Origin of the sequence: Streptomyces sp. NPDC059443 (genome assembly GCF_042750105.1) — a bacterium.
Lineage (GTDB): Bacteria > Actinomycetota > Actinomycetes > Streptomycetales > Streptomycetaceae > Streptomyces.
The window spans coordinates 15,206-41,467 of record NZ_JBHYVM010000041.1; the positions used below are offsets into that span (position 1 = coordinate 15,206).

Sequence of the window (26,262 nt, forward strand, 5' to 3'; positions counted from 1 at the left end):
CGCCCCCCCTCCCCCCCCCCCCGCTCGCACCCCCCCCCCCCCCCCCGGTCACCACACCCCACACATCCCCCCCCGGCGGGGGGGGGGTTGTCAACCCCCGCGGCCCCGGGGCCGTTCGCCGTGGGACCAAAGTCCCCCGGGGTTCCTCACAGCGCGTGCTGGTACTGCCGGTCCAGATTCCCCGCGAGGGTGTGCACCGTGACGAGCTGGGGTTCGATCCGCATGTAGACCGGGTCGAAGACCGCGCCGTCGATGAAGTGCGGGCCGGGGCCGAAGAGTTCCAGTTCGGCGGTGGTGGGTTCGACGAGGTTCGCCGTGCCGGTGATCTGCACCGACCACAGCTGGGCGTCTGGGGAGTTGAAGTTGTCGGCGCCGTAGGAGACCACGCTGCCGTTGCAGGCTTGGTGGTATCCGAATCCGGCGTGCATTCTCAGGACGACCTTGCCGTTCACCACGATGTGGCGGGCGAGGGCGAGGAAAGGCAGCGCGCGCATGCTGGTGGCGACTCGGCCGTACGGCACCCGGCGCAGCAGTTCGATGGCGTGGAGTTCCTCTGGGGACATGTCATCCACTCTCGGGTACCGACACGGTGCCGGAAAAGAGGATCCCGCCCCGCACATCGGGGACGTTGGTCCCGAATTAAACAGAACGCCCCGTGGAATCGTGCATCCACGGGGCGTTACGCTGTGTGATCGAAAAGGTCTACCTACGCTGCTCGGCCTGGAGCCGGGCCACGTACGCGGCGGCCTGGGAGCGGCGCTCCATGCCCAGCTTGGAGAGCAGGCTGGAGACGTAGTTCTTGATCGTCTTCTCGGCCAGGTGCAGCCGCTCGCCGATCACCCGGTTCGTCAGGCCCTCGCCGATCAGGTCGAGGATCTTGCGCTCCTGCTCGGTGAGGTTGGAGAGCCGGTCGTCGCCCTTGCCGTTCTTGCCGTCGCGCAGCCGCTCCAGCACCCGGGCCGTGGCGACGGGGTCCAGCAGCGACTTGCCGGCCGCGACGTCCCGTACGGCGTTGAGCAGCTCGTTGCCGCGGATCGCCTTCAGCACGTAGCCCGAGGCGCCGGCCATGATCGCGTCGAACAGCGCTTCGTCATCGGCGAACGAGGTGAGCATCAGGCACTTGATGTCCTCGTTCTGCGAGCGCACCTCGCGGCAGACCTCCACCCCGCTGCCGTCGGGCAGGCGGACGTCGAGCACGGCCACGTCGGGGCGGGTCGCGGGGATGCGGACCAGCGCGTCGGCGGCGGTGCCGGCCTCACCGACGATGTCGATGTCGTCTTCCATCGACAGCAGTTCGTGCACACCCCGACGCACCACTTCGTGGTCGTCCAGAAGGAAAACCTTGATCTTTGCCTGTCCGTCTTGTGCGCTCATCGACTACCCGTCCGAGTGGTTGTGCGTCCCCGGACACATGCCGGCGGCGACTCAGCAGAAAAGAGCCGGTCGTGGCAATTGGCTGGCCCCTTATCCGGTCCCATCCTAGCCTCGAAGTCACCCAAGAGGCGCTTTTGAGGGCGGACCGGGTGCAACCGGAGCAAGCTGCACGTTGTGGGCGACGGTGCTGGTCCCGGGGCGGGTACCGGGGCGTGCGCCGGGTTCCTGTTACCGCCGGAAGCCCCAGTTTTCAAGCCCTTCCCTGAAGATGAAGGCCGGGATAACGTGCCGTTGTTCCGGCCCCCTGCAAGGCTGTGACCAGTGCTTGTTCCCGCTTCCGTCGATTTACTTGGAAATCCAAGCAAAATCGCAGGTCAAACGGGGTTTCGCAGTTATGCGACGCACTGGGTAACGTGCATTGCGCAGGGCACTCGCCGGGGCACCTGTCACGCCTGAATCCCATACCCGAAGCGCACCCACCCCGTGCGCGGGCAGAGATGCAGGTGAGCCGCACTGGTCCCCGGAGAACCCGGGTGCCGGACCGACGGAGGAGCAATCGTGACCGTGGAGAGCACTGCCGCGCGCAAGCCGCGCCGCAGCAGCGGCGCCAAGCGGCAGGCAGGCGCGGCGAGCGCCGCCAAGACCGCCGCCGCCACCGCGCAGACGCATGATGACGCCGAACCCCAGCTCGTACAGCTGCTGACGCCCGAAGGGGAACGGGTCGAGGTCGCGGACCATCCCGACATCGCGGAATTCGCCCCCTTCGTCGCGGACATCACCACCGAAGACCTGCGCGGCCTCTACCGCGACATGGTCATGACGCGCCGCTTCGACGGCGAGGCGACGGCACTCCAGCGCCAGGGCGAACTGGGCCTGTGGGCCTCGCTGCTCGGGCAGGAGGCCGCGCAGATCGGCTCCGGCCGGGCGCTGCGCGACGACGACTACGTGTTTCCCACCTACCGCGAGCACGGCGTGGCCTGGTGCCGCGGGGTCGACCCGACCAACCTGCTCGGCATGTTCCGCGGTGTGAACCACGGTGGCTGGGACCCGACCACCAACAACTTCCACCTGTACACGATCGTCATCGGCTCCCAGACGCTGCACGCGACCGGGTACGCGATGGGCGTGGCCAAGGACGGCGCCGACTCGGCGGTCGTCGCCTACTTCGGCGACGGCGCGTCCAGCCAGGGCGACGTGGCGGAGGCCTTCACCTTCGCCGCCGTCTACAACTCGCCCGTGGTGTTCTTCTGCCAGAACAACCAGTGGGCGATCTCCGAGCCGACCGAGCGCCAGATGCGCGTGCCGCTCTACCAGCGCGCCAAGGGCTTCGGCTTCCCGGGCGTCCGCGTGGACGGCAACGACGTACTGGCCTGCCTCGCGGTGACCCGCTGGGCGCTGGAGCGGGCCCGCCGCGGGGAGGGCCCGACCCTGGTCGAGGCCTTCACGTACCGCATGGGCGCGCACACCACTTCGGACGATCCGACGAAGTACCGGCGCGACGAGGAGACGGCGGCCTGGGAGGCAAAGGACCCGATCCTGCGCCTGAAGGCCCACCTGCTGGCGACCGGAGCCGCCGACGAGGCGTACTTCGAGGAGCTGGAGGCCGAGAGCGAGACCCTGGGCAAGCGGGTGCGCGAGGTCGTGCGCTCGATGCCCGACCCGGACACGATGGCGATCTTCGAGAACGTCTACGCGGACGGGCACGCGCTCGTCGACGAGGAGCGCGCGCAGTTCGCCGCCTACCTCGCGTCCTTCGAAGGCGGGGAGTGACCGTCATGGCCGTACAGAAGCTGACCATCGCCAAGGCGCTCAACGACTCGCTGCGCAAGGCCCTGGAGACGGACCCGAAGGTCCTGATCATGGGTGAGGACGTCGGCAAGCTCGGAGGCGTCTTCCGGATCACCGACGGACTGCAGAAGGACTTCGGCGAGGAGCGGGTCATCGACACCCCGCTCGCCGAGTCGGGCATCGTCGGCACCGCGATCGGACTGGCCCTGCGCGGGTACCGGCCGGTCGTGGAGATCCAGTTCGACGGTTTCGTGTTCCCCGCCTACGACCAGATCGTCACGCAGCTCGCGAAGATGCACGCGCGCTCGCTCGGCAAGATCAAGATGCCGGTCGTCATCCGCATTCCCTACGCGGGCGGCATCGGCGCGGTCGAGCACCACTCGGAGTCCCCGGAGACGCTGTTCGCGCACGTCCCGGGCCTGAAGGTGGTCTCGCCGTCCAACGCGAGCGACGCCTACTGGATGCTCCAGCAGGCCATCCTGAGCGACGACCCGGTGATCTTCTTCGAGCCGAAGCGCCGCTACTGGGACAAGGGCGAGGTCGACGTAGAGGCGATCCCGGACTCCCTGCACGGCTCCCGGGTGGCCCGCGCGGGCACCGACATCACCCTGGCGGCCTACGGGCCGATGGTGAAGGTCTGCCTGGAGGCGGCGGCCGCGGCCGCCGAGGAGGGGAAGTCGGTGGAGGTCGTGGACCTGCGCTCGATGTCCCCGATCGACTTCGACGGTCTGCAGGCCTCGGTGGAGCGCACCCGCCGGCTGGTCGTCGTGCACGAGGCTCCGGTGTTCCTCGGTGTGGGTTCGGAGATCGCCGCTCGCATCACGGAGCGGTGCTTCTACCACCTGGAGGCGCCCGTGCTGCGCGTGGGCGGCTACCACGCCCCGTATCCGCCGGCCCGCCTGGAGGACGAGTACCTGCCGGGCCTGGACAGGGTGCTCGACGCAGTCGACCGCTCGCTGGCGTACTGAGGAGACCCGCGTCATGACGATCCGCGAATTCAAGATGCCCGACGTGGGCGAGGGCCTCACCGAGGCCGAGATCCTCAAGTGGTTTGTCCAGCCCGGTGACACCGTCACCGACGGCCAGGTCGTCTGCGAGGTCGAAACGGCCAAGGCCGCCGTCGAGCTGCCGATCCCCTTCGACGGGGTCGTGCACGCGCTCCTCTTCGAGGAGGGCGTGACGGTCGACGTGGGCCAGGTCATCATCTCGGTGCGGACGGGTCCGGCCGACGAGGCCCCGGCAGCGGCCGAGGCCGTCGCCGCTCCCGCCCCGGTAGCCGCTGAGGCGGCCCCCGAGGCGGCTCCCGAGGCCGCCCCGGCCCGCCAGGCCGTCCTGGTCGGCTACGGGGTCTCCACGGCCTCTACGAAGCGTCGCCCGCGCAAGGCGCCGCACGCGGCGGCCGCCGCTCAGAACGGCACGGGCGTGGTCCAGGCGGCCCCGGCGGCTCCGGTGGCCCCGGCGGCTCCGGCCGTGGTGGTCCCCGCGCAGAACGGCTCGGCCCCCACCGGCGCCAAGGCGCTGGCGAAGCCGCCCGTGCGCAAGCTGGCCAAGGACCTCGGCATCGACCTGGCGGCCGTGGTCCCGACCGGCGACGGCGGCGTGGTGACCCGCGAGGACGTCCACGCGGCGGCCGCCGCGGCCATCGCCCCGCAGGCCGTCGCTCCGCAGGCCGTGGCTCCGGCCGCGGCGGCCCCGGCTCCCGTCCGGGCCCCGGCCGAGGTACCCGCCCCGGCCGAAGCGTCCGCCCGGGAGACCCGTATCCCGGTCAAGGGCGTCCGCAAGGTCACCGCCCAGGCGATGGTCGGCTCGGCGTTCACCGCTCCGCACGTCACCGAGTTCATCACCTTCGACGTGACCCGCACGATGAAGCTGGTCCAGGAGCTCAAGGAGGACCCGGACCTCGCCGGTCTGCGGATCAACCCGCTGCTCCTGATCGCCAAGGCCGTCCTGGTGGCCATCCGCCGCAACCCGGACGTCAACGCGTCCTGGGACGAGGCGGCCCAGGAGATCGTGCTCAAGCACTACGTCAACCTGGGCATCGCCGCGGCCACCCCGCGCGGCCTGATCGTCCCGAACATCAAGGACGCGCACGCCAAGACGCTGTCCGAGCTGTCCGGGGCACTGTCCTCGCTGGTCTCCACGGCCCGTGAGGGCAAGACCTCCCCGGCGGACATGCAGAACGGCACCATCACCATCACCAACGTCGGCGTCTTCGGCGTCGACACCGGCACGCCCATCCTGAACCCCGGCGAGTCCGCGATCCTGGCGGTCGGCGCGATCAAGCTCCAGCCGTGGGTGCACAAGGGCAAGGTCAAGGCCCGTCAGGTCACCACCCTGGCGCTGTCCTTCGACCACCGTCTGATCGACGGCGAACTCGGCTCCCGCTTCCTCGCGGACATCGCCGCCGTCCTCGAACACCCCCGCCGCCTGATCACCTGGTCCTGACGGCCCGCTCCGGCCTCCGGGTTGACCCCGGAGGCCGGTTCCCCAGGGAATCCACATGCCAGTTCCCCAAGACCAGCCCGCAGACCAGCCCGTCGGTCCGCCCGCGAACGAATCGCTGACGTGGAGCCAGGACGGCGAAACGTTCACTCTCGTCATCGAGCCCCTGGACACCCGCCCGTTCACCCGCGCCGACAACGCCGTGGTCTACAACTCCGACGGCTCGCGGCGCTGCCGCGTACGCCCGCCGCGCGAGCTGATGAGCAACCCGGCCGCGGTGCTCGGCTTCTTCCGGGCCTTTCCCGGACCCGACGGCCGCCCCGTGTTGGTCGTCGCCACCCGCTCCTCGGGGGATTTCCAGGGCACCCTCGACCTCGGCACGGGAACCCTCCGCTCCCTCACCACCTGCCGCTGACCTGCGCGAACCCCCGTACGAACCACGCGCGAGCCCCGCGGAAATCCCTTGGGGGAGAGCCCTCGCCGATGTGATCATCGGCCAATGGAATTCCGCTCTGCCACCGCAGACCCCACCGACCTGGACCGCGCCCTCGCCTACCCGGCCGACGGCCCCGTCCCCGCCTTCACCCCCGAGAAGATCCGCGAAGAGCTCGCCGCGAACCAGATGCGTCCCGAGTGGATCTGGACCGCCGAGGACGAGGACGGCGAGATCCTGGCCCGCGCCCTGTGGTGGGGCCGCGGCGACAGCGAGCTCCCCAACGCCCTCGACTGCCTCCAGGTACGGAGCTCCGTGGCCGACCCGGCCTCCGTCGCCGCCGGGCTGCTCGCCGCCGGGCACGCCGCCTTCGGGAAGGCCCCCGAGTACAACATCTCGCTGCCGCACGACTGGCGCACCGCCCCCGGCGGCCTGGCCGACGCGGTCGCCTGGCGGCAGGAGGCCGCGTACGAGGCCGGGCTGACCCGCGAGATCGAACGCCTGCGCTTCGAGTGGACCCCGGCCGCCGGGACCGCCGAGCCCACCGGACGACTGGTCTTCCGCGAGGGCACCGACGAGGAGTTCCTCGAAGCCTTCACCCGCATCGCGGCCGGCAGCCTGGACCTGCACACGCAGAACGAGCTGCGCACGATCGACGCCGAGGAACTGGCGCGCGACGACATCGAGTTCTACACCGACTGCCCCGGCGAGCGCTCCTGGTGGCGCCTGGCCCACCTCCCGGACGGCACCCTCGCCGGACTGGCCGTCCCGTCCGCGACCCCGTACCACCGCAACGTCGGCTACCTGGGCGTCGTACCCGAGCAGCGCGGCCGCGGCCTGATCGACGAGGTCCTCGCCGAGATCACCCGCTTCCACGCCTCCGAGGGCGCGCAGCGCATCACCGCCACCACGGACACCGTGAACGCCCCGATGGCCGCCGCCTTCACCCGCGCCGGCTACGAGATCACCGAGATCCGCCTGGTGCTGGAGCCCTCGTAGGGCTCCCGAACGGACCTGGCGGGCCCCCGATAGCGTTCCCCTCAGGACACCGACCGACGCTGGAGGGAAAACGAGCCGTGGGACTTACCGGAGAAATCGCCGCGATACGGGAAGGGCGGGGTGATCCGGCTCGTCTGGTGGGAGAGTTCCGGCGGACGGTGCTCCTCGCTCCGCTGGACGGCGGTCCCGAGGGTGCTCTGATGGCGGCGGTGTCGGGGGGCATTCGCTGGGTCTACGCGTTCACGGACGAGGAGGCGCTGTCCCGTTTCGCGGTGGCGCGCGGGGAGGCGGATACCGGCAGGGAGTGGGAGTACCTCTCGGTGCTGGGTGCGCGTCTCGTCGATGCGGTGATTCCGATGGCGGACGGGCCGGCCGGTGTGGCGGTGAATGTCGCGGACGAGGACGGGTCGATGTTCTTCCCGCCGGTCGTGGGGATCGTGCCCGAGGGCAGTGCCGTCGATGTGGACCGTGGGGAGGTTGCCTGATGGCGGGTGACGGGGATCTGGAGGTTTCGCCGGCGGCGGTGAAGAACGTCCGGGACGGTCTGCGGGCGGCGATCGGGGAGTTGCGGGATTCGGGTGCGGATGCGGCAGGTGCCTCGCAGGGCGCGGGTTTCTCCGATCTGTCGATGACGGGGATGGAGGCCGGACATGCCGGGCTGGCCACCCTTTTCGAGGACTTCTGTGAGCGCTGGGAGTGGGGCGCGCGCAGTCTCGTGCAGAACGCGAGCACGTTGGCGCAGTCGTTGGGGATCGCGGCGGGCACGGTGTGGGAGGAGGAGCAGTACATCCAGGGTTCGTTCAAGGTCGTCGTGAACGCCGCCACGTTCGGCAATCCGCACGCGAGTGAGGACGAGATCGAGCAGAAGGGCTGGGGTGAGATCTTCTCCGCGGATGCCCACAGGCCCGATTACAGCCGGGAGTCCTTCGAGAAGAGCGCCGAGGACGTCAAGAAGACCTGGTCGGACACGAAGGACACCGTGACCTCCACGGGGAAGATCAGCTCGTTGAAGGACCTGCTCGACGGGGGCGGTCGCTGATGGGCTGGCGGGATTTCATTCCGGATCCGGTGGAGGGCTGGGTCGAGGACCGGGTCGAGGACGTCGGTGACGCCGTCGAGTGGGCCGGTGACAAGGCGGCCGGTCTGGCCGAGGACGTCGGTCTGGACGACGCGGGTGACTGGATCCGTGACAAGAGCCGTTCGGCCGCCAATCAGCTGGGCGCGGACGTAGCGGAGATGGAGCTCGGTCAGACCGATGACCCGCACAAGCTGGTCTACGGCAGCGTGTCGAAGATCCGCGCGCAGGTGTCGCACCTGAACGACTTCAAGTCTTCTTTCGACAAGGTTGGCAATGGTCTGAAGGGGATGGGGGAGCCGGACGGGCTGAAGGGCAAGGCGGCGGATTCGTTCCGGGAGTCGGTGTCGAAGGAGCCGCCGCGCTGGTTCAAGGCGGCGGAGGCCTTCGGCAAGGCCGCGGACGCGATGGGGCGGTTCGCGGAGACGGTGGAGTGGGCGCAGGGCCAGGCGAAGGAGGCCCTGGATGAGTACAACAACGCGAAGAAGGTCTCCACCGACGCCCGCAACGCGCACAACAAGCTCGTCAACGCCTACAACGACGCGCTGAAGGCGAAGAAGGACACGCTGCCGCCGCGTCCGTCCGAGAAGTTCACCGATCCGGGGACCGCGCTGGCGACGGCGGCGCAGGACAAGCTCGACAGTGCGCGCAAGCAGCGCAACGACGTGGCGGAGAAGACGAGTGAGGTGGTCCGCGCGGCACGTGACGCGGCTCCGCCGAAGCCTTCGTACGCCAAGCAGCTCGGCGACGGCATGGACTATCTCGACCTCGCCAAGACGCATCTGGCGGGTGGTGTCCTCAAGGGCACGGCCGGCCTGGTGAACTTCGCCCGGGCGCTGGACCCGATGGACCCGTACAACCTGACGCACCCGGCCGAGTACGTGACGAATCTGAACTCGACGGCGGCGGGTCTGGTCACCATGGCCAACGATCCGCTGGGCGCGGGCAAGCAGATGCTCGACGAGTTCATGAAGGACCCCTCCGAGGGCATCGGCAAGATGATCCCGGAACTCATCGGATCCAAGGGCCTGGGCTCCCTCAAGAAGATCGGCTCCGCCGCCAAACACCTCGACGACCTCAAGGGGCCGGGCCGCCGAGCGCTCGAGGGCGACGGTCCGGACCTCCACAAGACCCCGGACGGCGACAAGGCCACCGGTCACACCGATCCGGTGGACCTGGCGACCGGCCGGATGTTCCTGCCGCAGACGGACCTAGTCCTGCCCGGCACGCTTCCGCTGGTCTTCGCCCGCCGCGCGGAGTCCGGCTATACGGCGGGCCGCTGGTTCGGCCTCTCCTGGGCGTCCACGATCGACCAGCACTTGGAGGTGGACGCGGAAGGCGTCGTCCTGGTGGCCGAGGACGGGCTCGTGGTCGCCTATCCGCACCCGGCCCCCGGCATACCCGTGCTTCCCGCCACCGGACCGCTCCGTCCGCTGGAGCGCACCCCGGACGGCGACTGGACGCTGACGGACCCCGCGTCCGGGCAGGTGCGCCGGTTCAGCCCGCAGGTCAGCGCTACGGGCGACGGGGCTGATGCCGGTTCTGATCGCTCTGCGGACGGCATCGTGCCGATCGTCCAGCTGGAAGACCGCAACGGCAACCACATCGTCTTCGAGTACGACGCCGATGGCGTACCGCTCGGCATGGCCCACTCAGGCGGCTACCACCTCCGCTTCGAGACTGCCGACGGCCGGGTCACCGGGCTGCACCTGACCGGCGGCCCGCGCGTCCTCTCGTACGGCTACACCGACGGGAACCTCGCCGAGGTCGTCAACTCCTCGGGCCGGCCACTGCTGCTCACCTACGATGAGCGTGGCCGCATCACCTCCTGGACCGACACCAACGGCAGCCGCTACGACTACGTCTACGACGACCAGGACCGCTGCATCGCCGAAGGCGGCGAGGCGGGCCACCTCGCCCTCACCCTCACCTACGACGGGCGTGACCCCGCGACCGGCCACCGCGTTACCGCCGTCACCACTGCCGACGGGCACACCCGCCGCTACCTGATCGACGAGCGGTTCCGGGTCGTTGCCGAGATCGACCCGCTCGGCGCCGCCACCCGTTACCAGTACGACAGTGCGGGACGCGTGATCAGCCGTACAGACGCACTGGGTGCCACGTCGTTCCAGGAGTACGACGAGGCGGGGCGGATCACCCGCTCGATCCGTCCCGACGGCCGCACCGCCGGCACCGAGTATGACGAACTGGGCTTTCCGGTACGGGTGGCGAACGCCGACGGCACGATCATCCGCCAGAGCTTCGACGAGCGCGGCAACCGCACCTCGCTCACCACCTCGGCGGGAGCCGTCACCACCTTCGGCTACGACGAGCGCGGCCACGTCGTCACGGTGACCAACCCGCTGGGCGCCGTCACCCGCTTCACCACCGACGCGGCGGGTCTGCCGCTCACCATCTCGGACCCCCTCGGCGCCACCTCCCGATTCGAGCGCGACGCCTTCGGGCGCCCGGTGCGCGTGACCGACCCGCTCGGCGGGGTGACGGCCATGGAGTGGACCCCGGAGGGCCGTCCCGCCCGCAGGGTGGACCCGGACGGCGCCGAGTCGGTGTGGACGTACGACGGCGAGGGCAACTGCACCGCCTTCACCGACCCGGTGGGCGGGATGACCCGCTTCGAGTACACCCACTTCGACCTGCTCGCTGCTCGGACCGGACCCGACGGCGTACGGCACGAGTACACCTACGACGCGTTGCTGCGTGTGACGGGCGTACGCAACCCCCAGGGCCTGACCTGGGAGTACCGGTACGACGCGGCGGGCCGACTGATCTCGGAGACCGACTTCGACGGTCTCACGCTCACCTATACCTACGGCCCGACCGGCTTCCTGCGCTCGCGCGTGAACGGGCTGGGCGAGGAGATCACGTACGAGCGGGACGTACTCGGTCGGATCGTCCGCAAGACTTCCCCCACCGGCACGGCGACGTTCGAGTTCGACGTCTTCGATCTACCGGCGGCGGCGGTCTCGTCCGACGGTACCAGGCTGGTCCGCATCCGCGACCGGCACGGGCGACTGGTCGAGGAGCAGGTCGACGGCCGTACGGTCCGCTACGCGTACGACGAGCTGAGCCGGCCGGTGGCCATGACCACGCCCACCGGGGCCGAGACCCGCTGGACGTACGACCAAGGCGGCCATTGCACCGAGCTCACCGTCTCGGGCCGTACGTTGAGCTTCGAGCGGGACGTGGTTGGCCGGGAACTGACACGGCGCATCGGCGACAGCACGGAGCTGCACCAGACATTCGACGCGGTGGGCCGGCTCACCACCCGGCACATCACAGGTTCTGACCAGCGGACCCTGCTGCGCCGTGGCTATAGCTACCGTGCCGACGGCAATCTGCTGGCTATCGACGATGCGGAGACAGGTCCGCGGACCTTCACCCTCGACTCGTCCTCCCGGGTCACTGCCGTGGACGCCGCCTCCTGGTCGGAGCGTTACGCCTATGACGAGGCGGGCAACCAGACCTCGGCCGCCTGGCCAGAGCAGCTGGGAAGGGCGGCCACCGGTGAACGCGTCTACACCGGGACGCGGATCAACCGTGCGGGCCGGGTCCGCTACGAACACGACGCACAGGGCCGCGTGGTCCTGAGGCAGAAGGCCCGGCTCTCCCGGAAGCCGGATACCTGGCACTACACGTGGGACGCGGACGACCGGCTCACGGAGGTGAGCACCCCGGACGGGACGCGTTGGCGTTACCTCTACGACGCGCTGGGTCGCCGTGCCGCGAAGCAGCGTCTTGCGGAGGCCGATGTTTCATGTGAAACATCGGCGCAGTCCGACGAGGTATCCCGCATCGACGAGGTTGTGGAGGAGACCGTCTTCACGTGGGACGGCCCGACCCTCATCGAGCAGACGACGCGCTCGGCGGGCAACCAGCACGAGGTCACACTCAGCTGGACGCACTCTGGCCTGCACCCGCTCACGCAGGTGGAGTCCATACGCAGGGCCTCGCAGGCCTCGCAGGAGGAGATCGACAGCCGGTTCTTCGCCATCGTCACAGACTTGGTCGGCACACCGACCGAGCTCATCGACGAGCAGGGCGAGGTCGCCTGGCGCACCCGCGCGACGCTCTGGGGCACGACGAGCTGGAACCGGGACGCCTCCGCCTATACTCCGCTGCGCTTCCCGGGGCAGTACTACGACCCGGAGACCGGTCTCCACCACAACTACTTCCGCACCTACGACCCGGAGACAGCCCGCTACCTGTCGGGCGATCCGCTGGGCCTTGCGCCGGCCCCGAACCCGGTCGCCTACGTCTCCAACCCGCATGTGTGGGCGGATCCCTTGGGTCTCAGCCCCTGCCCGAAGGCGGGGGAGGAACAGAAGGCCCTGCCCCCGGCCAAGCGTGGTGACACCGTTCCGCACCTTGAGGGGTCGACGATCGTCGCGCGCTTCGCACAGCCGGGGGAGGAGTTCAACATGGTGATTTCGGCCGGTCAGAAGAGGCCCGGAGGATTCGGTACGTTCGATGACGTCCCCAACCAACAGTACGTCCGGGATCAGATGGCCGTTCGTACGGACTGGAAGGACGACGTCTCGCAGCTTCAGCGCTACCGCATCTCGGACGGTGACCCGATCCTCGTCCAGGAGAGCATCATCGGGCCTCAGATGGATCCGAACCTGGGCCGTCTGCCAGGCGGCGGTACTCAGATAGAGATCATGGAGTTCAATGACCGAGCCCGTCTGATCCCAGTCGGCCCGCCCAAGGAGATACCCAAGTGACAGTAGAAGACCTGGATGTAGTCGTCACCTGGTCCCAAGGCGACACCGTGGTCCGGTGGAGCGGTCCGGCGGGGGACGTCGAGAAAACGTACGAGCGCTCGCCGCAGGCCGTCCTGGCGTGGCGGGAGTACGACCAGACGCTGGTGCTGGTGGTGGAGTGGCTGGACCCTGCACCCTTCACCCGGTCGGACAACGCGGTGGTCTACTGGCCCGACGGCTCCGAGCGGTTCCGGCTGCAAGCGCCGCAGAGCCTGGTCTACGAACCGAGCGACATGGGCGGTTTTTACGACGCCTTCCCGCAGAACGGGCGGCCGCTCATGATCATGGTCACGCGCAACGCAGGTGATTTCCACGGCCGTATCGACCTGGAGACCGGCGAGATTGTGGACACCAACACCTGGAGGTGATCTGGAAGCGGTAGCCTCCCGGCCCGGGGAAGGGGTGGGGCCGGGTGTCCATCGCCGAATTGCAGGTGTACGCCGTCGAGGCGGCCGATGTCACGGGTGGTGTGTGCGTGGTCCGCTGCGTCGGCGGGGTCGCGCGGGCCGGGCAGGTCTACGCGGCCGGGGAGCTGCGGACCGGACTGCGCAGGATCGAGCGGTACGGGCGCGCGGTGGAGTCCTTCGACGCGGGACACGTGGCGAAGGTGCACCTCACGGGGCCCGTGGTCGCGCTGCTCGCCCGGGGGCAGGTGCTGACGTACGTACCGCCCGGCGGGCACGCGCTGGCGGAGGTCGAGGCCTGGCTGGCCACCGGGCCGCCGCTGCTGGAGGAGCCGCATCCGGACCCGCTGCGGGCCATGGCGACGGTCCGGATGCAGGACGAGAGCCTGCCGGAGGGGATGCGGCTGAGGTGGGGCCGGGTGTCGCTGGCGGCGCTGGCCCGCGCGGGCCGCCCGGAGGAACAGCCGTACGTACGCGCCTACTTGATCCAGACCTTCGGCCCGTCACCCGCCCCCGGATCCGCCTCCGACCCCGGCTCGGCCCTCGCGCCCGACCCCGACAGGGACCCGGCGGCCCTCTGCCGGGACGTGCTGGCCCGCTTCGGCATGACCCCGCGGGAGGCGGCCGCGCAGGCGGGGGTCTGGCGGGACCTGCCGCGCCCCGCCATCCTGCGCCTGCGCCGCATCAAGAACCTGATCCCCTGCATGGCCCCGGCCCGCCCGTACCTCGCCGACACCGACCCCCTCGCGGTGGCCGCGGACGCCTGGACCGCGCTGCGGCCGAAGCTGCCCTGAAGGTGAGGTTCGTGCGGTCGTACGCCGCCACCAGCAGAACCCCTGATTCCTGAGGGAACCTTCAGGTCGGGAGGGGCTCATTTGCCGTGTTCGGGATAATTGGCCCCATGTCATCCCGATCGAGCCACCACGAGGACGAACGATTCGGCCTGCTGGCCGTCGACACCGATCCGGCGGTGGGCCGCGTGGGCGTATCCGGAAGCCGGATTCCCCCGGCCTCGGCGCAGCGAAGCGGCGTTGTGACGGCCGATGAGAGGACTCCCATCGGCACGCGGGATGCCGCGGCCCTGTTGCTGTGCGTGGACGACGTGCCGGTTCCGCTCCGGCCGGGCCCCGGGTTCCTCACCCGACGCTCCCTCCGGGTGGACGTCGAGTTCCGGGACCGCCGGTACCGGTTCATCCCCGAGACCGACGCGGTGAGCGTCTTCCTCCGTGACAGGAGGCCCTGCGCGCGGGTCACATGCGGGAAACCGGGCGAGCTTTCCGTGTCGTGGGAAGCGGAGGCAGAGGCGGAGGAGGCATCCCTGCTCTATGTTTTGGCCGGAGCGTTCGGAGTCGGCGCTGCCGGCGGGCTGAAAACCGCTATCGGCAAAGGCATCGTCATCTCGCCATAATGCGGGCGGGATGGCGTGCCGCTGAATTTGGCTTCGGCGGCACGCCCGGACCGATGCACGAGGACCTGGCGTGCGTGGTGCGCCCCTAACCCCGGGCGGCGCTGCCGAGGACCTTGGTGGGGGTGACGCGCACGACGACCCGTACCTGCTCGGCCGGGGCGTCCGCGTACTCCCGGCCCGCGCCCGGACCCTCGTACTCCTCCGCGATGCGGACGGCGAAGGCCCGGCCGGTGTCCTCGGTGATCGTCGCGGTGCCGCGGATCTCGGCGTAGAGGTTGGTGTCGGCCAGGTCGAAGACGGTCAGGCCGATCCGGGCGTCGCGCGCGATGTTCCGCGCCTTGAGGCGGCCGGCCGTGGTGGAGATCAGTATCTCGTCCCCGTCCCGGGTCACCCACACCACCGAACTCTGCGGACTGCCATCGGGGTTCAGCGTCACGAGCACCGCCGGAAGCGGGGCGTCCAGCAGCTTGCGTACCGTGTCGTTCAGCGAAATCGTCATGTGCGGCACGGTAGTTCGGCCGTACGGGGCCCTGCGAGGACTTATCCGACCCGCCGGCCCGACTACGCCGGGTCGGACCCCCTCCAGGGAATGTTGAGCCACGGCCCGGCAGGGTCGGTGGTCAGGGTGAGGTGCGTGGCCAGCGAGCCCGTGTACCAGTCGCCGAACTCTTCCTCGTCGAAGTGCAGGCACCGCCCCAGCGCGTACCCGGCGGAGAACTCCTCCCACGAGCGGTACGTCGCGCGTGCCGCCGCCCCGGCGCGCAGTACGCCGCGTTCGGCGTCTTCGAGCGTGCCGAAGCGGGCGCCCAGGCCCCAGCGGGCCATCTGCGAGGCCCGGCCGTGGTCCCAGCCCTCGACGGAGCGGACCCAGCCGTCCTCGGGGAGCAGCCCGTCGGCGCGGAAGCGCTGCTCGTAGCGGGCGATCCGGCCGATGAGCCGCTGTACGCCCGCCACCTCGCCCTCCACCTCGGCCGTCGGGCGGGGCTCCGCCACGGTGACCCCGTCGGGGGTGAGCTGCGGTTCGGTGGCCCGCTCGGCGCTGCGGCGCAGGGCGGAGGCGGACGCGTGCCGCCAGTGCTCCACGTCCACGGGCCCGGCGAAGTCGGAGGCGAGGACCCGGCGGACCCGTAGCGCGAACTCCCAGACGGGGCTGACGATCTCGGCGGCGAGCATGCGGCGCAGGACGTCGTGCCAGTCCTCGGCGGTGGTGATGCCCCAGGACTCGCGCAGGCGCGCTCGCTCGCGGGTGTAGCCGTTGCCGTGGTAGGCGAGGGCGTTCCAGAACTCCCCGTTGGAGACGGCGAGATGGGCGCCCACGGCGAGCCCGTGCGCGACGGGCCCGTGCAGCGGTCCGCCGGTGTGCAGGGAGTGCACGGCTCCGGGGGCCAGGCCCCAGACGGGGGCGGCGGCGTCCCAGTGGGCGCGCCAGCGGGCCAGGTCGGCCGGGGTGGTCGTGAGGTAGGCCTCGGCGGGGGAGCCGGGGTTCACGGCGAGGTGGGGCGGGTCTGCGGCGTCCCAGGCGTTCGCGAACCAGGCGAGGGACCGGGGGAGGTACACGGTGTGGGGGTCGGGGGCCGGCAGCATGCCGCGCGTGAGGACGACGAGGCTGCGGCGGTCGGGGGTGGGGTGGAAGCGGGCGTGCGCGGGCTCGGCGTCCACCTGGGCGCGGGACTGCGGCAGGAACAGCTCGCTGCGGGCGAGCGCGTCGAGGTACCCCGGCCAGTCGCCGCGCGCCTTGGCCTCGTACAGCTCGCGCTCGATGGAACTCGGCGCCGTCCACCCATCCATACGGGTCAGCCTAACGGGGCTCCCTGTGGCCGATCTCGGCCCATACGGTCTTGCCGACGACCCGCTCGGCCGTCCCCCACCGCTCGGCGAGCGCGCCTACGATGTGCAGCCCCCGCCCGTACTGCTCGTACGCAGCCGCCGCTCGCGGCTCGGGGCGGCGCTCTCCTTTCGGATCGGTGACCTCGATCCGGAGCACTGCTCCGCTGAGCCGCACCTCGACCCGCAGGTACCGGTCCCACACGGAGCCGTGGAGCAGCGCGTTCGTGACCAGCTCGCTGGTCAGCAGCGCCACGTCCGAAGCCAGCTCGGGCCGCCCCCAGGCCACCGCGAGCCACGCGGCCCGCCGCCGGGCCTCGGGTACGGAGTCCTGGCGGGGCGGGTAGTTCCGTACGTCGTGTCGGGTGAGTACGTCCATGTCCGTGCACCTCCGGTACGGGCGGTGGCATGCCGGTGCCGTGCCTTGTGGGCAGGCCGGTGCGCTTCCGCCAACTGACTCTGGGCGGTGAGTGGTTCGTCACCGACGGTAGGGCGGGTCTCGCCTGAGGTGCAAGCTAAAGCGGGGAAATCTATCCCCAGGGAGTAGTTGTGCGGTTCGCGCCGGGCGCGGTTGACTGCCCGGGTACGAGGAGGTGGATCAAATGCCCACGGACAACCGGGTATCCACGGTGCTGGCGCGCCGACTGGGCGGAGAGCTGCTGCGCCTGCGTGACGCGGCGGGCCTGACTCAGCCGCAGGCGGCACAGGTGCTGAGTGCCACGGCGGCCAAGGTCGCCAAGATGGAGCGCGGGTGGGTTCCGTTCCGGGACCCGGACATCGTGGCCCTGTGCAAGCTCTACGGGGAGACGGACGAGTCGGCCGTCGCCGCGCTGCTGTCGCTGGCCAAGCTGGACCGGGAGCGGCGCAAGGCCAAGGGCTGGTGGCAGCAGATGCACCTCGTCGGCAACCTGGGTGAGTACATCGCGATGGAACAGGTCGCTACGCGGATCCGTACGTGGCAGCTCGCCCTGGTTCCTGGACTGCTCCAGACCCCTGAGTACATAAGGGCGTTGGGGGTGACGTCCAACTGGTCCCACCCTGATGAGATCGAGGTGCTGGTCACTTCACGCATCAAACGACAGGCGCGACTGTGGGGTGAGCAGCCACTGGAGTTCCACGCGGTCTTGTGGGAGGCGGCGTTGCGCCAGCAGATCGGTAGCCCGGAAGTCATGCGTGGGCAGCTCAACCACCTGGCCGAGATGGCCAGCCTGCCCCACGTCCATGTGCAGGTGCTGCCCTTTCGAGCGGGTGGACACCATGGTGCTTCGGGCGCGTTCAACATCGTCTCGTTCGCAGAACCAGGGGCGTTGGACGTCGCTTATGCCGAGACCGCCGCGGCTAAGGTGTGGGTGGAGGGGTCCGAAGGCAACGAGGCGGTCAGCCGGGCCTTCGGACGGGTGTCCCGCCTGAGTCTCTCGCCGCACGACTCCGCGAACCTGATCGACGCCATCAGTAAAGGTATGTAAGCCCGTGAACGAGTTCGAGTTCGTGAAGTCCAGCTACAGCGACGACCAGGCCGATTCGGAATGCGTCGAGGTGGCCACGAACGTGGCCGGCACGGTGGCCGTCCGGGACAGCAAGGACACCGACGGGCCGGTCATCCGGGTCACCGACACCGCGTGGGCGGCCTTCGCGGCGGCTCGGTGACCGCCGGGGCCACCGTTTACTGGCGGCCGGGGTGTCCGGACTGGAGGAGGCTGCGGTTCAAGCTCTGGCTGGCCCGCGTCCCGTACACCCTGGTCGACATCGGGGAGGACCCCGACGCGGCGGCCTTCGTCCGCAGCTGCGCCTACGGCATCGAAATGGTGCCCATGGTCGCGTTCGGCGACCGGCCCGGCATACCCAGTCCCTCACTCCGGGAGCTCCGCGAGGCGGCGGCGTGACCACCCTCGAACCCGGGACCATCCGCACCGGGCGGCTGACGCTGCTGCCCCTGCGGGCCTCGTACGCCGAGGAGATGGTTGCCGTGCTGGCCGACCCGGCCCTGCACACCTTCATCGGCGGCGCTCCGGACACTGCCGAAGCCCTGCGCACGCGCTACGAACGGCTGGTCGCCGGCTCGCCGGACCCCGCCGTCTCCTGGTGCAACTGGGTGGTCCGGCTCGACGATGCCGACTGCCTGACCGGCACGGTCCAGGCGACGGTGTCCGCCGACGGCGTCGCCGAGATCGCCTGGGTCGTCGGGACTCCCTGGCAGGGGCACGGCATCGCCACCGAGGCGGCCCGGGGACTGGTCGGCTGGCTCCGGACACACGCGGTGGCGACCGTCATCGCGCACATCCACCCCGAGCACGCCGCATCCGCGGCCGTCGCCGCCGCGGCCGGGCTCACGCCCACCGACCAGTGGCACGACGGCGAGACCAGGTGGCAGCTGACGACCGGCTGACCACGCCTTCGCGCAACTGGCTGGAATCGTACGGTTCGCCCGTGCCCGGAACGCCAGTAAGGTGTCGGGCCCCAAGGGACTCGTCGTGGCACAGGGAGCGGCTATGCGGGGCATCGGTACGGTCGCGGTCGTCGGTGGGAGCATCGCGGGGTGCGCGTTCGCCTCGGCGGCCGCGCGGGCCGGGGCGGCCCGGGTGGTGGTACTGGAACGCACGCGCGGGCGGCTCTCGGACCGGGGGGTCGGGCTGTGCGTCCACGACGACCGCGCCGCCGAACTCGCCGCGGCCGGGGCGCTGCCGGCCGGGATTCCCGCGCACCCGTTGGCACGGCGTAGGTGGGTGGTCCGGGATCCGGCGTCGGGGGCGGGAGGCCGGGTGATCTGGGAGCAGCCGTTCCCGTTCCACTCGTACCACTGGGGCCTGCTGTGGCGCGGGCTGCGCGAGGCCACCCCCGAGTCGGTGGTCTACCGCCAGGGCGAGACCGTGACCGGGGTGACCCCGGAGGGCGAAGTGCGGCTGGCCGGCGGGGCGGTGGAGCGGTACGACCTCGTGGTCGGCGGCGACGGGTACCGGTCGGTGGTGCGGGAGGCCGTGTGCCCGGGATCGCGGCCGCACTACGCGGGCTACGTGTGCTGGCGGGGCAACTTCGACGCCGGGCTGCTGGATTCGCTCGGCGGGCACGAGGACTCGTACCCCGGGGCGGTGACCACTGTGTGCTGGCGGGGCGGGACCTGCGTGATCTACCGGATCCCCGGTCCGGACGGCGGGCTCCGCGTCAACTGGGTGCTCTACGCGACCCCGCCGCCCGCGGCCGGGCTGCGGCTGGACGACCCGACGAGTTTCCCGCCCGGGACGGTGACGGGGGAACTGGCGGTGCACCTCGCGGAGTTGCTGGAGAAGGGGTTCCCGCCGTACTGGGGTCGGGCGCTGGGGCTGACCGCCCCGGAGGACGTCTACATCCAGCCCATCTACGACCTGGAGGCGACCGCCATCACGGCGGGCCGGCTCCTGCTGGCCGGGGACGCGGCGTCGGTGGTGCGCCCGCACAACACCAGCGGCGCGGCCAAGGCGCTCCAGGACGCCAGTGCCTTCGAGGAGGCGTGGCGCGGGACGGATTCGTGGCAGGAGCTGCTGCGCGGCTACCAGGCGGCCCGGGGCGCGGCGGGCCGGGAACTGGTCGCGCTGGCCCGCCGGCTGGGCCGGGCCCAGGTGGAGCGGACCCCGGACTGGGGGTCCATGGGGCACGGCGAGGCGCAGGCGTGGTGGCAGGGCCAGCTCGCGGGGGCGGCGGACATCGGAGGCCAGGCGCTGACCCCGTAGGGGCTGGCTGACGGGGCTCCGGGGGCTTCAGGGCCGGGCCATGCCTCCGTGCGGCGGCCCGGTGGCCCTGCGGCGGGCGCCTTACGGGATCCGCCGAGACCCGGTTGGGGGCGGGTCGGGGAGGTTCCTGACGGGGCACGACCGGTGGGTGAAGGGATCGCGGCTGGTCAGGCAGGGCCCGTACGCCGGTTGCGCGGCGTGTCGTCGAGCGCGGGGGCGGGGCTGCGGTTGCGGGGGCTGACGGGGTGTCGGTGAGTGGACGGTGACACGTCCCATGTCACGTCCCATGGCACACCCACGTGCCTGTTCGCTCTGCTCTCGACAGGAGAGAAACGTTGCTCCGCATCACGCGATACACCGTCCCCGCCGCCCTCTGCCTGACCTTGCTGGCCGTGTCTCCCGGCCTCGCGGGCGCCGCCTCCGCTCCCGGGAAGCCGTCGGCCGTGGTCGCGGAGAAGGCCATCCCCGGTACCGAAGCCCTGCTGGCGCAGGTGCAGTCGCTGGGCGGCGTCGCAGGACTGCTCAAACCCGTCACGGACTTGCTGGCCGCCGTGCTCAAGTCCCCCGACGGCAAGCTCCCGGAGGCGGACCTCGCCGCCTTCAAGGAGAAGATCGACGCGGCGGTCGCGGAGCTGAAGAAGACCCTGCCGCCTGCCCCGGCCCTGCCGGTCCCGGTGCCGCCGGTGGAGGTTCCGAAGCTCCCGGTCGACGTGCCGAAGCTTCCCGTGGATGCTCCGAAGCTGCCGGTGGATGCGCCGAAGCTTCCCGTGGATGCTCCGAAGCTGCCGGTGGATGCGCCGAAGCTGCCGGTGGATGCGCCGAAGCTCCCGGTCGACGCTCCGAAGCTGCCCGTCGATGCGCCGAAGCTTCCGGTCGACGCTCCGAAGCTGCCCGTCGACACCCCCAAGCTTCCGCTCGATGCTCCGAAGCTGCCCGTGGCGCTCCCGGCCGCGCCTCCCGTCGCCCTCCCCGTCTCCGCCCCGGTCAGGGCGAAGGCCGCCGGGCCGCTGGACCTCGCCACCGCCGCGATCGACAAGCTCAAGGGTTCCGTGGACGGTCTCACCAAGGCCGCCGGTCCGTGCGGCTGTTCCACCGACGCCAAGGCCAAGGCCACCGACGTCGTGACCAACCTGGTCGCCGCCGTGGTCGCCCTGCTCACCGGAGCCGGGCTCCCCGGTCTCCCGTCGCTCCCGGTCCCGGCCCCCGCCCTACCGGTCGAGTAGGCCCGACGCGGTCGGTACGCGGCCGGTCGCGCCCCGGCCCGGTCTGGGCCGGGGCCCCTGCCGGTCCGGCGGACCCCCGCCGCGCGCGACCGCGTACGACCGCGTGCGACCGCCGTGCCGCCGCGCGACCGTACGGACCCCCTTGACGCGCCCTCCGGGCAGGTGGACGCTCCCGGGGCTCGGATCCGTACGGGTGGCTTGGGGGGCCGGAATGCCGGAGCAGTCGGGGCAGCACGTCCAGACGGCGGGGGAGCTGCGGGCGCAGCTCGTGGCCTACGGGGCGCGGTGGTCCGTCAGCGAACACCTCGCCGACGACGATCCGGTACCGAGGCCCTCGCTGGGCCTGGGCCCGGGGGCCGACCTCACGCCCGCCGCGGCCGTGCCGCCGCTGGATCTGCGGGAGCTCGTCGGGCGGCCGAGCGGCAATCCGCACCTCACCCGGCGCAGGGCGGCGCACGGCCTACTGGCACCCCCGACGCCGGGCCCCGGCGGCCTCGCAGACCCCACGGGCCCCACGGGCCCCGATGGCTCCGCCCACCCCACACCCCCCGGCGGCCCCGCCGCCCCCGCCCCCGCCCGACCCGTCGCCGTCGACTGGCGGAGCCGATGGGGGTGGCCCTGGATCACCAAGGTCAAGGATCAGAACCCGTGCAGTTCCTGCTGGGCGTTCGGGGCGGTCGGGCTGGTCGAGTCGATGGCACGCATCGAGCACCACGTGTGGGCCGAGCGGTCCGAGGGGGACGTGCACGACGGGCTGCGGGCCCCCTGCGGGCAGACGGGCAGTCCCGAGTCCGCCCTGGACTGGGTCAGGACCAACGGCGGGCTCGCCGATCCGGGCTGCTGGCCGTACTCCCCGCCCCCGCCCGGCACCCCGGCCGACCGGCTCGACGCCTGGCGGGCCGAGTACACCCCGAGCTGGGACCGGTCGGGCCGTACCGTCCGGATACCCCAGCACGTGCGGCTCGGCGACGTGGAGCAGCAGAAGGTGTGGCTCGACACCGTCGGTCCGCTGACCGCCTGTTTCGACGTGTACGACGATTTCTTCGGCCTCGGCTCCGGCGTCTACCACCGCACCAGCGACCGCCTGGCGGGCGGCCACTGCGTCCTGATCGTCGGCTACGACGACGCGGCCGGCTGCTGGCTGTTCAAGAACTCCTGGGGGCCCGGCTTCCACGTCGGCGGCTACGGCCGCATCGGGTACGGCGAGGTGAAGATCGACTACTGGGCCAAGTGCGGTCTCCAGGGCACCAACATCGACCCCTGGAGCAAGCGCCGCCTGCACACCGGCAACGTCTACGAGAGCGGCAACGGCCGCGCCCACCGCAACTTCGAGATGGCCGCCCTGGCGGGGAGCGCAGGCGCGGGGCTCCAGCACTGGTGGCGCGAGGGAGACGCCCCCTTCCCCTGGGCCCGCGCCCGGACCTTCGGCTCCGACGCCTCCGGCCAGCCCGCCTTCACCGGGACCACCTACAACCGGAACATGGAGACCCTCCACGTCACCACCGGCGGCCGGCTGCGCCACTGGTACTACGAGCACTTCGCCGGCGCCTGGCGCGACGGCGGCGCCTTCGGCCCCGGTGACGCGGCGGTCGGCTCGACCCCGGCGTTCATCCAGAGCGACTACGGCGCGCCGGGCAACTTCGAGGTGGTCGTCCGCACCGCCGACGGCCGCCTCAACCACTGGTGGCGGATCAACGGCGCCCCCTGGACCTGGAACGACGGCGGCCGCTTCGCCTCCGGCATCGCCCACTACGGTCCGGCCCTGATCCAGACCCGCGCCCGCCACCTCGACCTGGTCGCCACCCGTACGGACGGCCGGATGCAGCTGTGGTGGCGCGACGACCCGAACGGGTTCGTCTGGCGCCCCGGCGAGATCTTCGGCAGCGGGATCACCTCCGCGCCCTGCCTGATCGAGGCGCAGTACGGGGCCGCCGACGAGGACACCGCCGGGAACTACGAACTGTGCGTGACCGGCGGGGGCGGCCGCGTCGAGCACTGGTGGCGCGGCAACGCCTCCGGCGCCTCCTGGCAGCGCTCGGCGGTCTTCGGCCACGACGTGCTCGCGGTCACCGGGATGCTCCAGGGCAGTTTCGGGTTCAACCTGGAGGTGATCGTGCTGCGCACCGACCGCCTGCTCCAGCACTACTGGCGCGACGGCGCGGGCTGGCACGAGGGGGCCGTGATCGGCCCGGCCTGACCCCTGACCCCTTGCCGGAGACCGGAGAGGAGCCCGCGTGGAGGTCCGTGAGGTGGTGCTCGTGCCCGGTGAACCGTACGAGCTGCGGCTCACCGGGCGCGGTGCGCGCGGCTACGTCTGGACCTGGCGGGTGACGGGCGACGCGGACGCCGTCTCGGTGGCGGAAGGCCCGCCGCCGGCCGTCGCGGAGCTGCCGCCGCTGCCGCCCGGGGCGACCGTCGAGCGCGTGTACGTCGTACGGGGGCTCGCGGCCGGGCGGGCCCGGATCCGCTTCGCGCAGGTGCGCCCGCCGTATCCCGACGAGGCCCCGATGGACGAGTTCGTCCTGGACGTCGTGGTGTCGTGATGGAGTGATGAAGGTCCACATCGTGGACCGCGCGCAAGTTGCACCTCTGTTGTATCTATGCTGTGCGCATGCCATCCGGGACCAGTACCGCGACCACCACCGCGCCCCCTGCCGCGACCGCCGCCGAGCGCGTCTACCAGCACGTCAAAGAAGGCGTGCTCGACCGGCGCTACGAGGGCGGGACCCTGCTGACGGAGGGCGAGCTCGCCCTCGCGGTCGGCGTCTCGCGCACACCGGTCCGCGAGGCGCTGCTCCGCCTCGAAACCGAGGGGCTGCTGAAGCTCTACCCGAAGAAGGGCGCCCTCGTCCTGCCGGTCTCCGCGCAGGAGATCGCCGATGTGATCGAAACCCGGCTGCTGGTCGAGGAGTTCACCGTCCGCAGGGCCGTGCCCGCCCCGCCCGGTCTGCTGGACCGGCTCGCGGAGCTGATCGAGGAGCAGCGCCGCCACGGCGCCGCCGGCGAACTCCCGGCGATGATGGCCGCCGACCGGGCCTTCCACGCGGAGATCGTGCGCAACGCCGGCAACCAGATCCTGTGCCGCCTCTACGACCAGCTGCGCGACCGCCAGCTGCGCATGGGCGTCGCCCTGCTGCACGCGCACCCCGACCGGGTGGAGCGGACGCTCGCCGAGCACACCGAGATCCTCGACGCCCTGCGCGCGGGCGAGGCCGATACGGCCGCCGCGGCGGTACGGGCCCACGTGGGCCGGGTCGCGGATCTGGTCCGGGGGTCCTCCCGATGAGCTCGGCCCCCGCGGTCCCGGGTCCCAGGGAAGCCCCCGTCCGCAGGGATCCGGCCCTCCCCAAGGACCCCCCGGGCGGCCGCAAGGCGGTGCTCGTCTGGTCGATCGGCGTGGCCGTCTACTTCGTCGCCGTCATCTTCCGCACCAGCCTCGGCGTCGCCGGACTGGAGGCCGCCGACCGCTTCCACGTGAACGCCTCCGCGCTGTCCACGTTCTCCCTCCTCCAACTCCTGGTCTACGCGGGCATGCAGATACCCGTCGGCCTGATGGTGGACCGGCTCGGCACCAAGAAGGTGCTCACCCTCGGCGCCGTGCTCTTCACCGCCGGACAGATCGGCTTCGCGCTCTCCCCCTCCTACGGCATGGCCCTGGCCCACCGCGCCCTGCTGGGCTGCGGGGACGCCATGACCTTCATCTCCGTGCTGCGGCTCGGGACCCGCTGGTTCCCGGCCCGCCGCGGACCGCTGATGGCGCAGCTGGCCGGGCTGGTGGGGATGGCGGGCAACCTGGTCTCCACGCTGGTGCTGGCGCCCGTACTGCACGGGATCGGCTGGGTGCCGGCGTTCGCGGGCAGCGCGGTGGCGGGGCTGGTCGTCCTGGTCCCGCTCGTGCTGTTCCTGCGCGACCACCCGGAGGGCCACGAGCCGCCGCCGCGCCCCGCGGCCGCCGCGGGAGCGGGAGGGTCCGGTGCGGGGGGATTCGTGCGGCGCCAGATCGCCGACTCCTGGAAGGAGCCGGGCACCAAGCTCGGTCTGTGGGTGCACTTCACGACGCAGTTCCCGGCGATGGTGTTCCTGCTGCTGTGGGGCATGCCGTTCCTGGTCGAGGCGCAGGGGCTGTCGCGGACCACGGCGGGCGGGCTGCTCACGCTGATCGTCGCCTCGAACATGGCGCTCGGCCTGGTCTACGGGCAGATCGTGGCCCGTCGGCAGTCCTCGCGGATCCCCCTCGCCCTGGGCACGGTCGCCCTGACCGCGCTGCTATGGGGCTCGGTCCTGGCCTATCCGGGGGACCACGCGCCGATGTGGCTGCTGGTCTGCCTCTGCCTGGTGCTCGGCACCTGCGGTCCGGCCTCGATGATCGGCTTCGACTTCGCCCGCCCGGCCAATCCGGCGGAGCGTCAGGGCACCGCCTCCGGGATCACCAACATGGGTGGTTTCATCGCCTCCATGACCACCCTGCTGGTGGTGGGGCTGCTCCTCGACGCCACGGACGACGACTACCGCATCGCGTTCTCCTCGGTATTCGTCCTGGAACTCCTGGGCATCACCCAGATCCTGCGCCTGCGCGGCCGCGCGCTGTCCCGCGAACGGGACCGGGACCGCGACCGCATCGGCGTCGCGCTGCCGCCGCCGGCGCCGGCAGCGGCCACCGCCGTGGTCGCTGCCGGGACCGGCCCCGCGTCCGGCACCCCTGCCGGGGCCGTGGGGGCCGGCCCCGCCGACCACGCCCCGCCCCGCCCCAACAGGACTGATTGGGGGCCCGGCCGGGCAGCCCCCCCCCCAATAGCCCCCCGTGAAC

Annotated in this window: 25 protein-coding genes and 1 pseudogene; 21 read left to right on the forward strand and 5 right to left on the reverse strand. The window is 71.3% G+C overall.

What is annotated here, in order from left to right:
- Positions 1-146 precede the first annotated feature (146 nt).
- On the reverse strand, positions 147-563 hold the full coding sequence (locus tag ACFXDJ_RS30920) for a pyridoxamine 5'-phosphate oxidase family protein (protein ID WP_384655656.1): 417 nt from the start codon (positions 561-563) through the stop codon (positions 147-149).
- Positions 564-702: 139 nt separating this feature from the next.
- The gene (locus ACFXDJ_RS30925) at positions 703-1,374 is read right to left on the reverse strand and encodes a response regulator transcription factor (RefSeq protein ID WP_330297500.1); all 672 of its coding nucleotides are present in this window, start codon (positions 1,372-1,374) and stop codon (positions 703-705) included.
- Between the two features lie 558 nt (positions 1,375-1,932).
- Between ACFXDJ_RS30925 and pdhA the strand changes: the two genes are divergently transcribed.
- From pdhA to ACFXDJ_RS30980, 11 genes are all read left to right on the forward strand, one after another.
- Complete coding sequence (gene pdhA, locus ACFXDJ_RS30930; protein ID WP_384655653.1) at positions 1,933-3,144, forward strand: pyruvate dehydrogenase (acetyl-transferring) E1 component subunit alpha; 1,212 nt, start codon at positions 1,933-1,935, stop codon at positions 3,142-3,144.
- A gap of 5 nt (positions 3,145-3,149) precedes the next feature.
- The gene (locus ACFXDJ_RS30935) at positions 3,150-4,130 is read left to right on the forward strand and encodes an alpha-ketoacid dehydrogenase subunit beta (protein WP_384850949.1); all 981 of its coding nucleotides are present in this window, start codon (positions 3,150-3,152) and stop codon (positions 4,128-4,130) included.
- 13 nt (positions 4,131-4,143) lie between these two features.
- The gene (locus ACFXDJ_RS30940; RefSeq protein WP_384655648.1) at positions 4,144-5,607 is read left to right on the forward strand and encodes a dihydrolipoamide acetyltransferase family protein; all 1,464 of its coding nucleotides are present in this window, start codon (positions 4,144-4,146) and stop codon (positions 5,605-5,607) included.
- 55 nt (positions 5,608-5,662) lie between these two features.
- Positions 5,663-6,019 (forward strand): hypothetical protein, encoded by a 357-nt coding sequence (locus tag ACFXDJ_RS30945; protein ID WP_384655645.1) that lies wholly within the window; start codon positions 5,663-5,665, stop codon positions 6,017-6,019.
- 84 nt (positions 6,020-6,103) lie between these two features.
- Entirely contained in the window at positions 6,104-7,036 is a 933-nt protein-coding gene (locus ACFXDJ_RS30950; RefSeq protein WP_384850951.1) for a GNAT family N-acetyltransferase, read from the forward strand.
- Positions 7,037-7,236: 200 nt separating this feature from the next.
- Positions 7,237-7,521 carry an SseB family protein gene (locus tag ACFXDJ_RS30955; RefSeq protein ID WP_384655640.1) on the forward strand — a complete coding sequence of 95 codons (285 nt, stop codon included), beginning with the start codon at positions 7,237-7,239 and terminating at the stop codon, positions 7,519-7,521.
- Positions 7,521-8,075, forward strand: coding sequence for a hypothetical protein (locus ACFXDJ_RS30960; protein WP_384655637.1), 555 nt, complete (start codon positions 7,521-7,523; stop codon positions 8,073-8,075). Before ACFXDJ_RS30955 ends, ACFXDJ_RS30960 begins: the two co-directional genes overlap by 1 nt.
- Complete coding sequence (locus tag ACFXDJ_RS30965) at positions 8,075-12,853, forward strand: putative T7SS-secreted protein (RefSeq protein ID WP_384850953.1); 4,779 nt, start codon at positions 8,075-8,077, stop codon at positions 12,851-12,853. The genes ACFXDJ_RS30960 and ACFXDJ_RS30965 overlap by 1 nt, the downstream gene beginning before the upstream one ends.
- On the forward strand, positions 12,850-13,260 hold the full coding sequence (locus ACFXDJ_RS30970) for a hypothetical protein (protein ID WP_384655633.1): 411 nt from the start codon (positions 12,850-12,852) through the stop codon (positions 13,258-13,260). The genes ACFXDJ_RS30965 and ACFXDJ_RS30970 overlap by 4 nt, the downstream gene beginning before the upstream one ends.
- A 44-nt stretch (positions 13,261-13,304) precedes the next feature.
- Positions 13,305-14,090, forward strand: a complete 786-nt coding sequence (locus ACFXDJ_RS30975; RefSeq protein WP_384850955.1) for a hypothetical protein — start codon at positions 13,305-13,307, stop codon at positions 14,088-14,090.
- Between the two features lie 107 nt (positions 14,091-14,197).
- The gene (locus ACFXDJ_RS30980) at positions 14,198-14,704 is read left to right on the forward strand and encodes a hypothetical protein (RefSeq protein WP_384850957.1); all 507 of its coding nucleotides are present in this window, start codon (positions 14,198-14,200) and stop codon (positions 14,702-14,704) included.
- Between the two features lie 85 nt (positions 14,705-14,789).
- Here ACFXDJ_RS30980 and ACFXDJ_RS30985 read toward each other — a convergent pair whose 3' ends face one another.
- The 3 genes from ACFXDJ_RS30985 to ACFXDJ_RS30995 form a co-directional block, all read right to left on the reverse strand.
- Positions 14,790-15,203, reverse strand: coding sequence for a PPOX class F420-dependent oxidoreductase (locus ACFXDJ_RS30985; protein ID WP_384850959.1), 414 nt, complete (start codon positions 15,201-15,203; stop codon positions 14,790-14,792).
- A gap of 62 nt (positions 15,204-15,265) precedes the next feature.
- The gene (locus tag ACFXDJ_RS30990) at positions 15,266-16,492 is read right to left on the reverse strand and encodes a DUF1266 domain-containing protein (RefSeq protein WP_384655626.1); all 1,227 of its coding nucleotides are present in this window, start codon (positions 16,490-16,492) and stop codon (positions 15,266-15,268) included.
- 10 nt (positions 16,493-16,502) lie between these two features.
- Positions 16,503-16,907, reverse strand: coding sequence for an ATP-binding protein (locus tag ACFXDJ_RS30995; RefSeq protein WP_384655620.1), 405 nt, complete (start codon positions 16,905-16,907; stop codon positions 16,503-16,505).
- 223 nt (positions 16,908-17,130) lie between these two features.
- On the opposite strand from ACFXDJ_RS30995, the gene ACFXDJ_RS31000 reads away from it, so the two are divergent.
- The 10 genes and pseudogenes from ACFXDJ_RS31000 to ACFXDJ_RS31045 all read left to right on the forward strand — a co-directional run.
- On the forward strand, positions 17,131-17,994 hold the full coding sequence (locus tag ACFXDJ_RS31000; RefSeq protein ID WP_384655617.1) for a helix-turn-helix domain-containing protein: 864 nt from the start codon (positions 17,131-17,133) through the stop codon (positions 17,992-17,994).
- A 4-nt stretch (positions 17,995-17,998) separates the two neighbouring features.
- On the forward strand, positions 17,999-18,175 hold the full coding sequence (locus tag ACFXDJ_RS31005) for a DUF397 domain-containing protein (protein ID WP_384655614.1): 177 nt from the start codon (positions 17,999-18,001) through the stop codon (positions 18,173-18,175).
- Positions 18,148-18,411, forward strand: a complete 264-nt coding sequence (locus ACFXDJ_RS31010; protein ID WP_384850961.1) for a glutaredoxin domain-containing protein — start codon at positions 18,148-18,150, stop codon at positions 18,409-18,411. The genes ACFXDJ_RS31005 and ACFXDJ_RS31010 overlap by 28 nt, the downstream gene beginning before the upstream one ends.
- On the forward strand, positions 18,408-18,914 hold the full coding sequence (locus tag ACFXDJ_RS31015) for a GNAT family N-acetyltransferase (RefSeq protein ID WP_384655609.1): 507 nt from the start codon (positions 18,408-18,410) through the stop codon (positions 18,912-18,914). The genes ACFXDJ_RS31010 and ACFXDJ_RS31015 overlap by 4 nt, the downstream gene beginning before the upstream one ends.
- 103 nt (positions 18,915-19,017) lie before the next feature.
- Complete coding sequence (locus ACFXDJ_RS31020; protein WP_384655606.1) at positions 19,018-20,232, forward strand: FAD-dependent monooxygenase; 1,215 nt, start codon at positions 19,018-19,020, stop codon at positions 20,230-20,232.
- 335 nt (positions 20,233-20,567) lie between these two features.
- On the forward strand, positions 20,568-21,455 hold the full coding sequence (locus ACFXDJ_RS31025; protein WP_384850963.1) for a hypothetical protein: 888 nt from the start codon (positions 20,568-20,570) through the stop codon (positions 21,453-21,455).
- Between the two features lie 211 nt (positions 21,456-21,666).
- Complete coding sequence (locus ACFXDJ_RS31030) at positions 21,667-23,652, forward strand: C1 family peptidase (RefSeq protein ID WP_384850965.1); 1,986 nt, start codon at positions 21,667-21,669, stop codon at positions 23,650-23,652.
- Positions 23,653-23,689: 37 nt separating this feature from the next.
- Positions 23,690-23,998, forward strand: a complete 309-nt coding sequence (locus ACFXDJ_RS31035) for a protease inhibitor I42 family protein (RefSeq protein WP_384657725.1) — start codon at positions 23,690-23,692, stop codon at positions 23,996-23,998.
- A gap of 68 nt (positions 23,999-24,066) precedes the next feature.
- On the forward strand, positions 24,067-24,741 hold the full coding sequence (locus ACFXDJ_RS31040; protein WP_384657723.1) for a GntR family transcriptional regulator: 675 nt from the start codon (positions 24,067-24,069) through the stop codon (positions 24,739-24,741).
- A pseudogene (locus tag ACFXDJ_RS31045) lies at positions 24,738-26,060 on the forward strand (nitrate/nitrite transporter); the annotation flags it as partial. The gene ACFXDJ_RS31040 and the pseudogene ACFXDJ_RS31045, both read left to right, overlap by 4 nt.
- Positions 26,061-26,262 lie beyond the last annotated feature (202 nt).

What these genes read in the sequence shown, in the direction of transcription:
- ACFXDJ_RS30920 (WP_384655656.1), bottom strand. Translation starts at nt 563, where the DNA reads ATGTCCCCAGAGGAACTCCACGCCATCGAACTGCTGCGCCGGGTGCCG.
- ACFXDJ_RS30925 (WP_330297500.1), bottom strand. Translation starts at nt 1,374, where the DNA reads ATGAGCGCACAAGACGGACAGGCAAAGATCAAGGTTTTCCTTCTGGAC.
- ACFXDJ_RS30935 (WP_384850949.1), top strand. Translation starts at nt 3,150, where the DNA reads ATGGCCGTACAGAAGCTGACCATCGCCAAGGCGCTCAACGACTCGCTG.
- ACFXDJ_RS30940 (WP_384655648.1), top strand. Translation starts at nt 4,144, where the DNA reads ATGACGATCCGCGAATTCAAGATGCCCGACGTGGGCGAGGGCCTCACC.
- ACFXDJ_RS30945 (WP_384655645.1), top strand. Translation starts at nt 5,663, where the DNA reads ATGCCAGTTCCCCAAGACCAGCCCGCAGACCAGCCCGTCGGTCCGCCC.
- ACFXDJ_RS30950 (WP_384850951.1), top strand. Translation starts at nt 6,104, where the DNA reads ATGGAATTCCGCTCTGCCACCGCAGACCCCACCGACCTGGACCGCGCC.
- ACFXDJ_RS30955 (WP_384655640.1), top strand. Translation starts at nt 7,237, where the DNA reads ATGGCGGCGGTGTCGGGGGGCATTCGCTGGGTCTACGCGTTCACGGAC.
- ACFXDJ_RS30960 (WP_384655637.1), top strand. Translation starts at nt 7,521, where the DNA reads ATGGCGGGTGACGGGGATCTGGAGGTTTCGCCGGCGGCGGTGAAGAAC.
- ACFXDJ_RS30965 (WP_384850953.1), top strand. Translation starts at nt 8,075, where the DNA reads ATGGGCTGGCGGGATTTCATTCCGGATCCGGTGGAGGGCTGGGTCGAG.
- ACFXDJ_RS30980 (WP_384850957.1), top strand. Translation starts at nt 14,198, where the DNA reads ATGTCATCCCGATCGAGCCACCACGAGGACGAACGATTCGGCCTGCTG.
- ACFXDJ_RS30985 (WP_384850959.1), bottom strand. Translation starts at nt 15,203, where the DNA reads ATGACGATTTCGCTGAACGACACGGTACGCAAGCTGCTGGACGCCCCG.
- ACFXDJ_RS30990 (WP_384655626.1), bottom strand. Translation starts at nt 16,492, where the DNA reads ATGGATGGGTGGACGGCGCCGAGTTCCATCGAGCGCGAGCTGTACGAG.
- ACFXDJ_RS30995 (WP_384655620.1), bottom strand. Translation starts at nt 16,907, where the DNA reads ATGGACGTACTCACCCGACACGACGTACGGAACTACCCGCCCCGCCAG.
- ACFXDJ_RS31000 (WP_384655617.1), top strand. Translation starts at nt 17,131, where the DNA reads ATGCCCACGGACAACCGGGTATCCACGGTGCTGGCGCGCCGACTGGGC.
- ACFXDJ_RS31020 (WP_384655606.1), top strand. Translation starts at nt 19,018, where the DNA reads ATGCGGGGCATCGGTACGGTCGCGGTCGTCGGTGGGAGCATCGCGGGG.
- ACFXDJ_RS31030 (WP_384850965.1), top strand. Translation starts at nt 21,667, where the DNA reads ATGCCGGAGCAGTCGGGGCAGCACGTCCAGACGGCGGGGGAGCTGCGG.
- ACFXDJ_RS31040 (WP_384657723.1), top strand. Translation starts at nt 24,067, where the DNA reads ATGCCATCCGGGACCAGTACCGCGACCACCACCGCGCCCCCTGCCGCG.